This is a genomic window from Methylomonas aurea (assembly GCF_024505045.1).
GTDB classification, from domain to species: Bacteria; Pseudomonadota; Gammaproteobacteria; order Methylococcales; family Methylomonadaceae; genus Methylomonas; species Methylomonas aurea.
The window spans coordinates 1-15,276 of sequence record NZ_JANIBM010000041.1 but is presented as its reverse complement, the minus strand read 5'-3'; the positions used below and the strand labels follow the sequence as shown (position 1 = coordinate 15,276).

13 protein-coding genes are annotated in these 15,276 nt (G+C 55.9%); 12 read left to right on the top strand and 1 reads right to left on the bottom strand.

Annotated elements, in window-relative coordinates:
* Positions 1-145 precede the first annotated feature (145 nt).
* The 3 genes from NP603_RS19180 (at position 146) to phoR (ending at position 4,072) form a co-directional block, all read left to right on the top strand.
* Entirely contained in the window at positions 146-1,993 is a 1,848-nt protein-coding gene (locus NP603_RS19180; RefSeq protein ID WP_256612464.1) for a cytochrome c peroxidase, read from the top strand.
* A 105-nt stretch (positions 1,994-2,098) separates the two neighbouring features.
* Positions 2,099-2,791, top strand: coding sequence for a phosphate regulon transcriptional regulator PhoB (gene phoB / locus NP603_RS19175; RefSeq protein WP_256612487.1), 693 nt, complete (start codon positions 2,099-2,101; stop codon positions 2,789-2,791).
* A gap of 6 nt (positions 2,792-2,797) precedes the next feature.
* Positions 2,798-4,072 (top strand): phosphate regulon sensor histidine kinase PhoR, encoded by a 1,275-nt coding sequence (phoR, locus tag NP603_RS19170; protein WP_256612463.1) that lies wholly within the window; start codon positions 2,798-2,800, stop codon positions 4,070-4,072.
* A 34-nt stretch (positions 4,073-4,106) separates the two neighbouring features.
* On the opposite strand, the gene NP603_RS19165 is transcribed toward phoR, so the two are convergent.
* Positions 4,107-6,251: a sensor domain-containing diguanylate cyclase gene (locus NP603_RS19165; RefSeq protein WP_256612462.1), complete on the bottom strand. Its 2,145-nt coding sequence runs from the start codon at positions 6,249-6,251 to the stop codon at positions 4,107-4,109.
* A 166-nt stretch (positions 6,252-6,417) separates the two neighbouring features.
* Between NP603_RS19165 and NP603_RS19160 the strand changes: the two genes are divergently transcribed.
* From NP603_RS19160 to NP603_RS19120, 9 genes are all read left to right on the top strand, one after another.
* Positions 6,418-7,824: a cytochrome ubiquinol oxidase subunit I gene (locus NP603_RS19160; RefSeq protein WP_256612461.1), complete on the top strand. Its 1,407-nt coding sequence runs from the start codon at positions 6,418-6,420 to the stop codon at positions 7,822-7,824.
* Positions 7,817-8,905: a cytochrome d ubiquinol oxidase subunit II gene (gene cydB / locus NP603_RS19155; protein WP_256612460.1), complete on the top strand. Its 1,089-nt coding sequence runs from the start codon at positions 7,817-7,819 to the stop codon at positions 8,903-8,905. The genes NP603_RS19160 and cydB overlap by 8 nt, the downstream gene beginning before the upstream one ends.
* A 102-nt stretch (positions 8,906-9,007) precedes the next feature.
* Positions 9,008-9,586: a DUF502 domain-containing protein gene (locus NP603_RS19150; RefSeq protein ID WP_256612459.1), complete on the top strand. Its 579-nt coding sequence runs from the start codon at positions 9,008-9,010 to the stop codon at positions 9,584-9,586.
* Positions 9,587-9,641: 55 nt separating this feature from the next.
* Positions 9,642-10,136, top strand: coding sequence for a CinA family protein (locus tag NP603_RS19145; protein WP_256612458.1), 495 nt, complete (start codon positions 9,642-9,644; stop codon positions 10,134-10,136).
* 186 nt (positions 10,137-10,322) lie between these two features.
* Positions 10,323-11,108, top strand: a complete 786-nt coding sequence (locus NP603_RS19140) for a M48 family metallopeptidase (protein ID WP_256612457.1) — start codon at positions 10,323-10,325, stop codon at positions 11,106-11,108.
* 3 nt (positions 11,109-11,111) lie between these two features.
* The gene (gene dapC, locus NP603_RS19135) at positions 11,112-12,302 is read left to right on the top strand and encodes a succinyldiaminopimelate transaminase (protein ID WP_256612456.1); all 1,191 of its coding nucleotides are present in this window, start codon (positions 11,112-11,114) and stop codon (positions 12,300-12,302) included.
* Positions 12,303-12,389: 87 nt separating this feature from the next.
* Complete coding sequence (gene dapD / locus NP603_RS19130; RefSeq protein ID WP_256612455.1) at positions 12,390-13,208, top strand: 2,3,4,5-tetrahydropyridine-2,6-dicarboxylate N-succinyltransferase; 819 nt, start codon at positions 12,390-12,392, stop codon at positions 13,206-13,208.
* Between the two features lie 817 nt (positions 13,209-14,025).
* The gene (locus NP603_RS19125; protein WP_256612454.1) at positions 14,026-14,520 is read left to right on the top strand and encodes a cupin domain-containing protein; all 495 of its coding nucleotides are present in this window, start codon (positions 14,026-14,028) and stop codon (positions 14,518-14,520) included.
* Positions 14,517-15,089: a phosphoglycerate mutase family protein gene (locus NP603_RS19120; RefSeq protein ID WP_256612453.1), complete on the top strand. Its 573-nt coding sequence runs from the start codon at positions 14,517-14,519 to the stop codon at positions 15,087-15,089. The genes NP603_RS19125 and NP603_RS19120 overlap by 4 nt, the downstream gene beginning before the upstream one ends.
* Positions 15,090-15,276 lie beyond the last annotated feature (187 nt).

The window sequence follows — 15,276 nt, the reverse complement described above, 5'->3', positions numbered from 1 at the left end:
AACCTTGTCCAACTGCAGCGGGAATTGGCGATCGCTACACAGGGCGGCGCCAAGGCGTTGTATTGGAGCTGGCCGTTTTAGTTCCAACCGCGTCGTTAAGCGGGCTGCGCAAAGTCTGAGCCTCGTTTCCCTGCTGTTCTGTTTTGTGGTCGGCGCCGTCGCGGACGAACCGCAACGCACCGCGCCGGGTTACGGCGCCCTGCCTTTCCAGCCGGCTACTCCCGGCAGTTATGCGTTACCTGCCGTTGGCCAGGCTGCGGACGGCGTGGTGTTGGATACGGCTAACCGCTCTGTTCGCTTGCATGACTTGATGGGCGATAAGCTGGTGTTACTCAGCTTCATCTATGCGGCATGTAGCGATGTCAACGGTTGTCCGTTGGCGACGCAGGTATTGCATAAAATCAGCCGCCAACTGCAAAAACAACCCGAATTGGCCGATAAATTGCGCTTGCTGACCCTCAGCTTCAATCCGGCGCAAGATACGCCGGAAATGATGCGCCATTATGGCGAGGGCTTTAGAACGGCTGGATTCGATTGGCAGTTTTTAACTACTCGCGACGAACAAGCCCTGCAGCCAATTCTGGACGGCTACCAGCAAAACGTGCAAAAGATCTACGATGAGCGTGGAGAGTTTACCGGTACGTTTTCGCATTTGCTGAGGGTCTATCTAATCGATAAACAGAAAAACGTTCGGAATATTTACAACGTCGACTTTTTGCATGCCGACACGGTAATCAACGACGTCAAGACCCTGTTGGCCGGAACCGAGGCGCAATCCGCATTGGCCCAAGTCGACGCCGGCCGCCTGTACCAAGCCGGCGACAACAAACAGGATTACCGCGCAGCGGATTACCGAACCCATTCGCTGGCGTTGGCGCAAAGGCGCGGCAAACCGGCCAACCTGATCGAATTTGCTCGCAAGCCGCCGTTGGGATTGCCGGCGTTACCGGTTCCGAAGGACAATCCTCTGACGCCGGCGAAAATTGCACTGGGTCGTAAATTGTTTTACGACCGGCGCCTGTCGTTAAACAATACTTTTTCCTGTGCGATTTGCCATATTCCCGAGCAAGGCTTCGCCAACAACGAAATGGCGACCGCCGTCGGTGTGGAGGGGCGTAGTGTGCGGCGCAATGCGCCATCACTGTATAACGTCGGTTATGCCGAGTTGCTGTTTCACGACGGTCGGGAAAACAGTTTGGAGCAACAAGCTTGGGGACCGTTATTGGCACACAACGAAATGGCCAACCCGTCCATTGGCCGCGTGGTGGACAAATTGAAAGCCACTACCGATTATCGCGGCTTGTTCGAGAAAGCCTTTAACAATAAAGGGCCGAGCATGGAAGCGATCGGCCAGGCATTGGCAAGTTACCAACGGACGCTGAATTCCGCAGATTCTGCGTTCGACCGTTGGTATTTTGCGAAGCGCGCGGATGCACTCGGTGATTCGGCGAAGCGCGGATACCAACTATTCACCGGCAAGGCGGCTTGCAGCGTTTGCCATACGATTGGCAGTAAGGCGGCATTGTTTACCGACCAAAAACGGCATAACACCGGCGTCGGTTACGCGGAAGCCATGCAAGCGGAAGAGGCCAAACGCCGGATACAGGTGGCGCCGGGCGTGTTCCTGGATGTCGATAGCGAGAATTTGAAGGGGCTGGATGGTGCGAAAACTAACGATCTGGGTTACTACGAAGTAAGTCAGAAGCCGCTGGACCGGTGGAGCTATAAAACCCCTTCGTTGCGCAATGTGGCGTTGACCGCACCGTATATGCATAACGGCAGTTTTGCGACCTTGAACGACGTCGTGCGCTTTTATAACCAAGGCGGTACGGCAAACGAAAATCTGTCGTCGCTAATCAAGCCGTTGGGTTTGTCCGAGGCCGAACAGGCCGATTTGGTCGAGTTTTTAAAAGCGCTGACCGGTGCTAATGTCGGTGCCCTGGTATCCGACGGTTTTGCCGCTCCGGTGGGGGAAGCGGGCGGCGAACCTTAATTCGGGTAGTCGCATAGCGGCTCAGCTCCGGATTTTTGTCATAGAAAGGTAATATAGCGCTGCTAAATTCTGCAAATCCTCGAAATCATTAGACTAAAGATGACTATGTCGAATTTGAATGTCCTGGTTGTGGAAGACGAAGATGCCATCAGGGAGATGCTGGTGATGGTGTTGGAACAAGCCTCTTTTAAAGTGTTGGCGGTGGCCAGTGCGGAACAGGCTCGGGAAGGCTTGGCCGACAATATGGTGGATTTGATCGTGTTGGACTGGATGTTGCCCGGAATCAGCGGAGTGGAATTGGCCAGACGCTTGAAAAGCGAACCCGGCTACAAGGATTTGCCGATTATCCTGCTCACGGCGCGCGGCGAGGAAGAGGACAAAATCCGCGGTCTGGAGATCGGTGCCGATGACTATATTACGAAGCCCTTCTCGCCCCGGGAATTGATCGCCCGGATCAAGGCGGTAATGAGGCGCAGCGGCAAGCTCTCCGAGTCTGGCCAGTTGAGCATCGGCGATCTGACGCTGGATGCCGAACAGCACAAGTTGACGATCGACGGCCGCAGCCTCGAAGTCAGTCCGACCGAATTCAGATTGATGCAGTTTTTTATGACCAATCCCGACAAAGTCTACAGCCGCACCCATTTGCTGGATCAAGTTTGGGGGCGCAGCGTCTATATCGAAGAACGTACCGTGGACGTGCATATCCGTCGCCTGCGCAAAATTCTGGCCGAATACGGTCGCGAAGAACTGATACAAACGGTACGCGGTTTCGGTTACCGGTTTTCCCTGGCGAATTAATCCGTCATGCAGCGCTGGCGACGGGAAAGAAACATTGCAATCGCGCTGATGGTGCCGGCTCTGATAGCCAGCATCTTCGTCGGCCATTTGAGCGAAATGCTGTTGTTTGTGGTTTCTTATCTCTACGCCAGCCAAACCGTCAATGTCAATAGACTGGAGCGCTGGCTGAGCCAGGGCGGCCAAGGCGAAAAACCCGATTTCAAGGGAATCTGGAGCGATATCTATTACCACTTCTATAAGATTCGGAAGAGTCAGAAACGGCGTAAGAAAAAGCTGGGCAAAATGCTTGACAGTTTTCGCAAGTCCACCGGCGCTCTACCCGATGCGGTGGTCGTGCTGGGCAGCTACGGCGAAATCGAATGGAGCAACAAGGTCGCTCACGATTTTCTGGGGCTGAAAAAATCCGACAACGGCCAGCGGATTCCGAATTTGGTGCGCCATCCCTTGTTCATCCAGTATTTGAAAGAGCAGGATTACCGCCACAAAATTTGCATCCCGTCGCCGGTCAACGAAAACATGTTTTTACAGATCGGCATCGTGCCTTACGGTTCCGGTTTGCGCTTGCTGATGGCTCAGGACATCACCCATCAAAAAAACATCGAACGTATGCGTACCGATTTTGTCGCCAACGTTTCGCACGAATTGCGTACGCCGCTAACGGTATTGCGCGGTTACCTGGAAACGCTTCAGGAAATGGACGGCGCACCGGGAGTATACAGCCGTTCGTTCCAAAACATGGCGGCCCAGACCGAACGCATGCAGGCCTTGATCGACGATTTGCTGCTCTTGGCGCGTCTGGAGAGCAAGCCGAAAAAATCGGAGTCGGTCCTTGTCGCTGCGTTATTGAGCGAGGTTTGCCAGGAAAGCGATCTTTTGGAAAACGACGAGCGCCGGGTGGAATTGCATCTCGCCAGTAGCGCCAATCTGTTGGGCGACGCCTCCGAGTTGCGTAGCGCGTTTAGCAATTTGCTGGTCAATGCGCTCAAATATTCGCCTGCAACATCTCCGGTCAAAGTGAGTTGGCGAGACGCTGCCGACGGCGGTGCGTATCTGGAAGTCGAAGATTTCGGCCCCGGTATCCCTGCGGTTGACATTCCGCGGATTACCGAACGCTTCTATCGGGTGGATGTAAAACGCAACCAAAAGATCGTTGGTACCGGTCTAGGGTTGGCTATCGTCAAGCACGTGCTGGTGCGCCACGATGCCAAACTGGATATCGACAGCCAACTCGGGCGCGGTAGTCGATTCCGTTGCGTGTTTCCGAAACAGCGCATTTGCTGATTTGAATCCGGTGCGGGCGGGTGCCCGCTTCCGGTTAAATTGTGTCCCGCGTTCCGGCAAAAGCGTAGCCAGGGTTCCGGCATTTTTTCAGGGCTTGTGCTGCGGCTTGCTGCAGGCGACCGGCTTCGCCGGCGTCGTTCGGGCATACGGCGATACCGATGCGGGAATGCAGTTGCAAATCCAGCGTTTGATCGTCGATTATGAACGGTTCGCCGAGTTTTTGAATGATTGTATCGGCGATGCGCTCGATATGGTCGATTTTTTCCAAATCCGTCAGGACTAAGGCAAATTCCACGCCGTCCATTCGTGCCACTACATCGGTTTCCCTGACGCTACGCAAGATACGTTGCGCCGCTTCCCGTAGAGCATAGTCTCCCGTGGTATAGCCGAAGCGGTCGTTCACGTCCTTGAATTTGTCTATGTCGATCAGCAGTAGTGCCAGAAACAGGCCGCTACGTTGACCTTTCTTGATTTCCTGTTCCAGGCGGTCGCAAAACATTCGGCGGTTGCCGATACCGGTCAACGGATCGAAATAAGCTTGTTTGCGTAATTGTTCCTCGTTGAGTTTGCGCTGGGTAATGTCGAAAAACAGGCCGATGCGGCGCAACGGCAATCCGCTGGCGTCGAACACGGTGTTGATACTGAGTTGTTCGACGTACAGCTCGCCGTTTTTGCGCCTATTCCAGATTTCTCCGCGCCATTGGCCCTGGCTGTTGATAGTTTGCCACATGTCCTGAAAAAAGGCGGCGTCGTGGCGGCCGGAGCCGAGAATGCTGGCATTTTTCCCGATAACGTCGCCGGCCTCGTAGCCGGTGATTTCGCTGAAAGCCGGATTGACCGAGATAATCGTGGCATCCACCTCGGTAATCATCATCGCTTCGTTGCAGTTTTGGTAGAACAGCATCGCCAATTGGCGGTTTTCGTCCGCGAGTTTTTTCGACGTGACGTCTTGAATGATACCGGTTATTCTGGGGTTTAAGCTATGGTGGCGGCCGGAGCCGCGAATCCAGCGGATTTCGCCGTCCACCCGGCGAATTCGGCATTCGAAGTTCCAGTTGCTGCGCTCGCGGCAAGCGCGGCGGAAATCGTTGTCGACGCTGTCTCGGTGTTCCGGAACGACATGGCCGAGAAAGGCTTGGTAATTCCAGGCCGGCAGCAGAAAGTCGTAGCCGAAAATCCGGTCGTGGATCGGAGTGCGCAGTATAGCCTCCGTTTCGAGGTCCAAATCCCAAGCGCCGGTGTCTATTGTTTGTAAGGCAAAACTCAGCCGGTTTTCGCTCTCCTGCAGAGCCAGCGCTTTTTGTTCGCGGTCGTAAAGCATCAAGGCCAATGGGATGCCGACGCTGGCCAGCACCAGCAAATACAGCCAAATATTCAGCAACCCGCTTTGCAAATCGCCACTGGCGAACAAGCCGATCTGGCGTTCCAATCCCCACAAGGATTGGACGGCAGTTATGCAAATAAGCAGGATCACGCCATGGCGGCCGAAGCGTGCAGCAGCCCAGACCACGAACAGAAAAGTCCAATAACCTCGGGCGTATTGGCCGGCTACGCTGGGAAACCAACCCAGAAATACCGTTTGGCCGCTGAAAAAACTCAAGGCCAGGAAAGCCGCGGTCTCCGGCAGGCGTTTGATATGAAACCAGCCGGCCGGCCACTTTCTCCAAATCAGAATGCATGGGGTAGCCAAGGCAATACCGAACACGTCCGCCATCCACCAATGCAACATACTCGGGAGTAGCAGGGCGAGCGTCAGGTAGCCGCCGAGCAATAGAGACATCGGCCCAATCAGCGCGCTGAAGCAGGCAGTAACCGAGCCGGTAGCGGCCAGCCAAGCAAAGTCGCGCGGATGGCGTAATTTGATCGAGAAACCGGGGTTGCCGAGCAGGAGCCAAGCGCCAAGCCAAGATTCAAGAGTGTTGCCTGCGGCAATACAGGCCGACGTAGTCCAGGGATCGTCGACCAACAAGCCGGCCCAGAAGGCGCCTAACAGGACGCCAGCCCAGTAATGTTTGGCGTTGATTAACATCGCCGCCAAACCCAAACCCGCCGGAAACCAAATTAGCGTGATATTTCCCCGATCGGAAAAATAGGCCAACACCAGCTTAGCCAAACCGGCATACATTAGCGTCAAGCCAATGATTTTCAGTCCGATAATCAAACGGGGGGGGAGGTTCATGGGGTACCGTAATCGGAGCCGGAGTCAAGCAAAGTGTATATCAGTGCGGTTCATTCTCCATTGCAGGGCGACAGATATAATGCGAATTGATCGAGAAAAAACACAGACAAACAAGCGGATAACTCTATAATTGCCGGCATTTTTGAGCTTGGGCCAGAGGTTGGGCATGGTTTCCGAAACGGTTGTTGAATTGTCTCGTTCGCAGTTTGCGATCAATGCGGTACAGCATTTTTTGTTTGTACCGCTGACGGTAGGGATATCGTTTTTTTTGCTGGTTCTGGAAACGTGGGGGCTGGCCGGGGGGCGTGGCGATTACCGACCGCTATGCCGGTTTTGGGGTAAGTTGTTCACGCTCAGTTTCGGATTGAGCCTGGCATCCAGTGTGGCGATGTTGTTCCAATTCGGCGGCAATTGGTCCTATTTCGCCCATTACGCCGGCGACGCATTCGCCGGGCCGGTAGCGGTCGGCGTCTTGGCCGGATTGTTTACGGCCGCCAATGGCTTGGGCTGGATGCTTTACGGCTGGGACAAGTTGGGAAGGTGGTCGCATCTACTCAGTACCTTCGCGGTGTGTTTGGGCTGCCATTTGATTTTGTTCGGTTTTTCGGCTGCCAGCGGTTGGATGCAATATCCGGTCGGCGCGGAATTCGACGCGCAAGCGTATCGAATGGAGTTGGCCGATTGGCATGCGGTGTTATCCAACCCTGTGGCGTTGGCCAAATTTGCCCACAGCTTGCTGTCCGGGTACGCGGTGGCAGCCGGCTTCGTATTGGCTATCAGTGCTTACTACCGGCTAAGGCGTATCGAAACGGCTTTGTCGGAACCCTCGTACTCCATCTCCGCCGGGTTGGGTTTGCTGGCGATTATTGCCACGTTGTTGTTGGGCGACGCCGGTATATACAAGCAAAGCTCGTTTCAGCGTAGCAAATTGATGGCGATTAACGGCCTGCCTGCCGACGATATCCTGGCGCAAAACCGGCAACGTATCGATAGCGGCATTCAGGCTTACGCCATGTTGCAACAATTGCGCGACGATAATCGGCAACCGGAATTGCTAGACGGATTTGCTGCCGCCAAGTCCAATCTCGGTTATGCATTGCTGCTGAAACGCTGGCGCGACAATGTGGTCGATGCCGGCCCGGAACAGATCGCACTAGCCGCCCAGGCCAGTCTACCGCCTGCGGCGCCGTTGTATTGGGGGCATAAGGTGATGGTATTGTGCGGCGTGCTGGCGTTGTTGACCTTTTTGACGGCCGGTTTCGGCGCAGTGACCGGCCGCAGGCAACGCTGGTTATTGATGTCTGCGATGTATGCCTTGCCGGCGACCTGGTTGGCCAGCGGCAGTGGCTGGTTTATCTCCGAGTTCGGCGACCAGCCTTGGATTGTGGTGGACGTATTGCCGACTTGGTTGGCGGTATCGGCTGTGGGTCCGATCGACCAGGTACTGGGCTTGGCGGTATACGGTCTGGCGTATTCGGGCTTGTTGGCCTTGGCGATTTTGTTGGCGATGCAGGTGGTCAAACAGGGAACGGTCGACGCACCGCTGCCGGTAGCGGAGGGTGGCAATGCTTGATTACGAAGTCTTGCGCTTGTTGTGCTGGGGCTTGCTCGGCCTGTATGCGGTCGGTTTTACGTTGAGTAACGGCTTGGAAATGGGGGTAACTTTGCTGTTGCCGTTTTTGCAGCTAACCGAGCCGCAGCGGCGGCAAATCGCCGCCAGACTGGCGCCGCTCAGCGCCGGAAACCAAGCCTGGCTGGCGGCTCTGATAGCCGTGTTGTATGCGGGTTGGCCTACGGTCTATGCCGTGGTGTTTTCCAGTTTTCAGAACTTGCTGTTGTGCGTGATGTTGGCCGTATGTATCCGGCCGCTCGGCTTTTACTTCAGGAATAGCCACGATCATCGGGAATGGTTGCCCTACTGGGATAAGGCGCTGTTTCTGAGCGGCTTGCTGCCGGCGGCGGCGCTGGGCCTGCTGGCCGGAAATTTGTTGAAGGGCTTTCCGTTTCATTTGAGCAGCGATATGCATATTGCGTTCCTGGGTAGTCTGGCCGGACTATTCAATCCGTTTGCGTTGCTGGTCGCCGCCTGCAGCGTGGCTATGTTGGCCGGTTACGGTGCGGTTTATTTGCAATTGCACGGCGATGCAGAGTTGCGCTTGCGTGCCAAAGCCTTGGCGCAAACCGCCATCATCCTGTTTTTACTGTTGTTCGGCTTGTGCGGCGGCTGGATTACGCATTTGGAAGGCTATCATGTCACGACCGAGATCGTGCCGGACGGCGTTTCCAATCCGCTGGCCAAATTCGTCAAGCGCGGCGACGGTTTATGGTTGGACAATTACGAACACGAACCGGCGTTGTGGGCGCTACCCTGTCTGGCCTTTCTGGCCGGTATCGGCGCCTGGGCGCTATGCAAATTCGACCGGGCCTATTGGGCGATGTTGACGCTGGCGCTGGCGCTGGCGTTAGCGGTGCTGACCCTGGGTGTGTCGATGTTCCCTTTTTTGGCGCCGTCCAACATTTCGTTGAACAGTTCGTTGACGATTTGGGACGCCAGCGCCAGCCGAACGGCATTGCACGGCCTGCTCATCTTCGCCGGGCCGGCCTGGCTGGTAATGGCGCTGGCCACGCGCGGCCTATACAGAATTCAGCGTTAGGCGGTTTGGAACGGTGCCGGGCGGCCCGGCGCTTTCTAATCGGGCTTAACTTTGATAAAACCGGGTATCGATAACAACTATAACTAACAAGGTAGGCGCATCATGAAGAAAATCCTGAACCACACTCTAATCGGTATTTTGGCGTTCATCCCGATTATGGTGATCGTGCAAATCGTGCTGTTCGTCAAAGACCGGCTCGCCGATCTGTTTCAGTTCGTTTACGGTTATTCCGACAATTACTTAGTGACTTTCCTGCTATTTGCCGCCAGTTTCGCCACCATTACCTACGTTGGACACCGAGTCAGCATGGGCCGGTTTTCAATCATCGCTATGTTCGAACATCTGATCGAGCGCATCCCGTTGTTGAGTACGATTTATCGGGTCACCAAAAAATTAGTCAACATGATTGCCGGCCATCAATTGCAGGAGCCGCGCGAGGTGGTCTATGTCGAGTATCCGAAAGAGGGTATCTGGGTGCCTGCTTACGTAACCAACAAAACCGACGACCGTTACGTGCTGTTCGTGCCCACTTCGCCGAACCCGACTTCCGGATTCGCAATCATCGTCCACGAATCGAAAGTAATCAAATCCGATATGAGCATCGAACAGGTCACCAGTTTTATCATCAGTGTCGGTGCCGACTTCGAAAAAGTTAACGAAATCAACAGGCTTCCCAAATGACGGCTGAGTTTGGCGGCGCAGTCAGGCAATTATTCCAGCCGGCTAGAGAGTCTTAATGCACGATCCCTGCTACTTGTTGGCCGAGCAGCTCGGCCTTTGCCTAAAGCGCCAAAACCGGATATTGGCGCTAGCTGAATCCTGTACCGGTGGCGGTATCGCGGCGGCCGTGACCGACGTTTCCGGCAGTTCCGTCTGGTTCGACCGCGGGTTTGTCACCTACAGCAATGCTGCCAAAGTCGAACTGTTAGGCGTGCAGCCGCGAACTTTGCGCACCCAAGGCGCCGTCAGTGCGGAAACGGCCAGGGAAATGGCAGCCGGCGCGCTTGCGCATAGCTCGGCCGACCTGGCCCTGGCCGTTACCGGCATCGCCGGTCCGGAAGGCGGCACTGCCGAAAAGCCGGTCGGTACGGTCTTTGTCGCTTGGTTGCAGCGAGGTAGCGAAGAAGCCGCGTGTGTTCGCAAGCAATTCTCCGGGGATCGGCAAAATATTCGACAACAGACCGTATTATTCTGCTTGCAACAACTGCTGCAAGCGGCGCAGACCGGTTAGACCAGGTTGGCCGAACCCGTTGCCCGGTTAGGCAAGCGTTCGCGCAATTTCATTTTTAGAGCCGTTTGCCGCCGAATCGCTTTCCCGGCGTCTATTTGCGGTAACGTTCTAGATGGGTAAAAAGCGTTTAACCCCCTGGCAAGTTAGGCTAAAATGCCGGGTCTTTTCTCTGCGGGTGGTTAAGCCATGTTGAATAAAAATCTGCTTATCGCTGCCGTTTCCTTGTTGCTTGGCGCTTGCGCCACCAGTCCGACCGGCCGTACCCAGTTCATTTACATGCCGGACAACCAAGTCGACCAAATGGGTTTGCAAGCCTTCGACAGCATGAAGAGCAAAAACCCGGTAAGCCGCAATCCTCGTTTCAACCAATTTGCCCAGTGCGTCGCTTATGCAATTACCCAGCAAACCGGTGGCCAATGGGAAGTGGTTGTGTTCGAGGACGAGACCCTGAATGCGTTTGCGCTGCCTGGCAATAAAATCGGCGTGCATACCGGCCTGATCAATTTGGTGGATAACGCCGACCAGTTGGCTGCGGTCGTGGGCCACGAAGTCGGCCACGTGCTGTCGCGCCACAGTAACGAGCGCTTGTCGCAGGAAACCGCGGTCAGCACCGGTCTGGCTATGGTGCAGGCCGTGACGCAACCGCAAACCGCGTTGGGCCAGACCGCGTTGGGCTTGCTCGGTGTTGGTGCCCAGTATGGCGTGATTCTGCCTTACAGCCGCATCCACGAAACCGAAGCCGACACGATTGGATTGGATTTGATGGCCCGCGCCGGCTTCGATCCGCGGCAAAGCATCAACCTGTGGTTGAAAATGGATAAGGCCGCGCAGGGTGGCCAACCGATCGAATTCATGTCGACCCACCCGTCGCATGCCAGCCGCATCGAGAATTTGCAACAAAATATGAATCGAGCCCTGCAATTGCAGCAACAAGCCTGGAGCCAGGGACGCCAGCCGCGCTGCGCCAAATAAACCATGAATCCGCATTTAGCCGAACTCCATCCTTACCCGTTCGAAAAACTGGCTTCTTTGAAGCAAGGCGTTACGCCGCCAGCTAACAAGCCGCATATCGCCCTGTCGATCGGCGAACCCAAGCACGCCACGCCGCATTTCATCCAGGAAGCCCTGCTGCGGCATTTGCACGGCTTGACTCTATATCCGACGACCAAGGGTTTGCCTGAACTCAGGCAGGCGATTGCCGATTGGACTTGCCGCCGCTTTGGGATTCCGGCGGGCGGCGTCGACGCCGAGACCGAGGTATTGCCGGTCAACGGTACCCGCGAGGCCTTGTTTTCGTTGGTGCAAGCCGTGATTGATCCGGTGGACAAGCCGATCGTGATCATGCCCAATCCGTTCTATCAGATCTACGAAGGCGCGGCGCTGTTGGCTGGCGCCGAGCCGTATTATCTGAATACGACAGCGGAAAGCGGCTATTTGCCCGATTTCGACAGCGTGCCGGAGGCAATCTGGCAGCGTTGCCAGTTGATGTTTATTTGCTCGCCGGGCAATCCAACCGGCACGGTGCTGACACAGGCCGATCATCTGAAATTATTGGCTTTGGCCGACAAGTACGATTTTGTCATCGCCTCCGACGAGTGCTATACCGAACTGTACGATGACGAGTCCAATCCGCCGCAAGGTTTGCTGCAAAGCGCTTACGCGGTCGGCAACGCGGATTTCAAACGCTGCGTGATTTTTCAAAGCCTGTCCAAGCGTTCCAACGCGCCGGGCTTGCGCTCCGGTTTCGTCGCCGGCGACGCCGAGGTGCTGAAAAATTACTTCAAATACCGCACCTACCATGGCTGCCCGATGCCGGTGCCGACCCAGCATGCCAGTATCGCTGCGTGGAACGACGAAGAGCACGTCAAACACAACCGACAGTTGTATCGCGACAAATTCACCGCCTTCATAGATATTCTCAAGGATATCTGCGACATCAGTCGTCCGCCGGCCAGTTTTTATATCTGGCTGAAGACGCCAATCAGCGACACGGAATTTGCACAAAAACTGTTCGCCCAGCAAAACATCACCGTATTGCCGGGCAGCTACTTGTCCCGCGACAGCGGCGGCATCAACCCCGGCGCCAACCATGTCCGCATCGCCTTGGTCGCGCCGATCGAGGAATGCGTCGACGCGGCGCGGCGCATTAAAGAATTTTTAAAATAAGTTCGAGGTTCAAGGTTCAAGGTGAAAAAACACCCTGGCCTTGAGCCTTTGGACCCTGTACCTTGAACCTTGTACCTACGAGATCCCATGTCAAACCTGGAAACCATCATCAACGACGCTTTCGAAAATCGCGCCGAAATCAGCCCGTCTACCGTCTCCGCCGAAGTCCGCAACGCGGTTGCCGAAGTCTTGAATATGCTGGACAAGGGCGAAGCCCGCGTTGCCGAGAAAAAAGACGGCGATTGGGTCACCAATCAATGGTTGAAAAAAGCCGTGCTGCTATCGTTTCGGATCAACGAAAACAAAGTCATCGAAAGCGGCGACGTGCGCTATTACGACAAAGTGCCGACCAAATTCGGTAGCTACAGCGAGGCTGATTTTGCGCAAGCCGGCGTACGCGTCGTTCCTAACGCGGTAGCCCGTTACGGTTCTTACGTCGCGCCGGGCGCAATCCTGATGCCGTCCTACGTTAACATCGGCGCTTACGTCGACAGCGGCACGATGGTCGACACCTGGGTAACCGTGGGTTCCTGCGCGCAAATCGGTAAAAACGTCCACTTGTCGGGCGGCGTCGGCATCGGCGGCGTATTGGAACCTCTGCAAGCCAACCCGACCATCATCGGCGACAACTGCTTCATCGGCGCCCGCTCGGAGATTGTGGAAGGCGTCATCGTCGAAGACAACTGCGTCGTGTCGATGGGGGTCTACATCGGCCAAAGCACCAAGATTTTCAACCGGATGACCGGTGAAGTCACTTACGGCCGCATCCCGGCCGGCTCGGTGGTCGTCTCCGGCAACCTGCCATCCAAAGACGGCAGCCACAGTCTGTATTGCGCAGTCATCATCAAGCAGGTGGACGAGAAAACGCGTAGCAAAACCGGCATTAACGAGTTGTTGCGGGATTAATTTTGGGGTTTTGCAGGGCATTTTTAGATTGGGAATGCTATTGCATTTTTACACTTGGGTGGATTGCCTCGCGGCCATCCACCATAAAGGGTTTCCCGATTCACTTATATTTCAAGTATTGGTGAGGCCCAATATGAGTACCAAGTAGTTTGCTAGTCAAATTAAGGTCATGTAAGGGCAAAAGCGCGGCTGCAATCGATTGCAACACCCTATTTTCTTATCTGACCGAAGTTGAAAATTCGCCAGGTATAGAGCCAACTCCAATTGAAATTGAGAGACATAAAGCGCTAAGCGCCATTTTGTCGTCAAACTCCGGTGCACGGAAACCGGCGCGAAAATCGTTGCGGCATTGGAGGGTGCGGCGTTAGTGATTTGCCTCGCTATTGGTGCTGAGCGAATTGGGCGTTTGCGCCAAGTCCAATTAAGACTGCCTTCGATCGGGGTATTGACCAGTCGCGCCGAACCGGCGGAAGTATGGCGCGTGTTTTTCAAACGTAGTGTTCCCCGGCGCCGCGATCCGAAATAGCTGATGCTATTCTTGGTGGGTCGCGACTGCCCGAATGTCGGCCACACCTGCAAATCGTCCTGCAACAGCGCCGTCTCAATCGCGCAAACCCTCGCGCTGCTTTCTTGCAGCGGGTAGATCGCCAATCGAGCGCATAGACCGAGTCCAACACCAAGCAATCCCCGCCTCGACGCCGCCCATAACGGCGCGAACAAGCCGCAGTAAAGTTACAACTCTTGCCAGACCGATTTTACCCGCGCCCGGTTTGTCGGCTAATCTGTCGCCTTGCCGCTCGTTATCGGAGTTATCCATATGACCGAACTACCCTTCCCTGTCGCCGTTGCCGCCGAGCAAGTGCCGCCGCGGCCGCGAAAATCCTTGTATCCCCAAGCCATTCTGGAGCTACATGGCGCCCGCTTGGCGGGGCGGGAAAAGACGCCGCTCGGGGACGTGTTCGGGCTGCAAAACTTCGGCATCAACCTGACCAAACTGGAACCCGGCGCGATTTCCGCCCTGCGCCACGCCCACGCCAAGCAGGACGAATTTATTTACATACTGCAAGGCACTCCGACGCTCTATACCGACGACGGCGCGACACGGCTGGCGCCGGGCATGTGCGCCGGCTTCCAGGCCGGCAGCGGCAACGCCCATCGCTTGGTCAACGAAGCGGCGGACGACGTGCTCTATCTGGAAATCGGCGACCGCACGCCGGGCGACCGGGTCGAATATCCGGACGACGACTTGCGGGCAGTCGGCACGGCCGGCGGTTGGCAGTTTACCCATAACAACGGCGAGCCGTATCCGTGACGGCGCCACCACGTGCGCGCATCGTTCTGCTGCGGCACGGCCGGCCGAGCGTAGCGCTGACCGGCATTTTGCGGGCGACCGATCTGGCGCGCTTGGCCGATGCTTACCGCGTCGCCGGCATCGTCGATGCGCCGCCGCCGACAACCCGCGCAGTGCTAAAAGACATCGGTATGGCCTTGTGCAGCGATCTGCCGCGTTCCCGGCAATCGGCTCAGGCACTGGGATTGGGGGAAAATCCGGTCGCCGATGCCCTGTTCGGCGAAGCCCAATTGCCGCACTTTCGCCATGGCCGGATTCGCTTGCCGGCGGCCTTGTGGCTGACCGTGCTGCGCCTGCTATGGCTGGCCGGCTTTTCCCGCAACGGCGAATCCTACGCCGCAGCCAAACGCCGTGCCCGCTCGGCCGCGCAACGCCTGATCGATCTCGCGCAGATTCACGGCAGCGTAGCGTTGGTGGGACACGGCGTGATGAACCATTTGATCGGCCGCGAACTGAGCGCCCAGGGCTGGCGCTGCAGCCTGCGCCCCGGCAAGGACTATTGGGCTTACGCCGTTTATGAGGCGAATTGACGCACGGAGCTAAAGAAGGATGTGCCGGGCGGAGCGCGCTTCAATCGAGGTAACTCGCGAACGATGAGTATCTCGTCGTTCGGTACATCCGATAAGTACATCTTATGGCCGTCGAGGGCAGTGATCGGCCAATAGCGGACAATTGTACTGACTGTTAACAATAATTAAATTTTAAAAACAAAGCTGA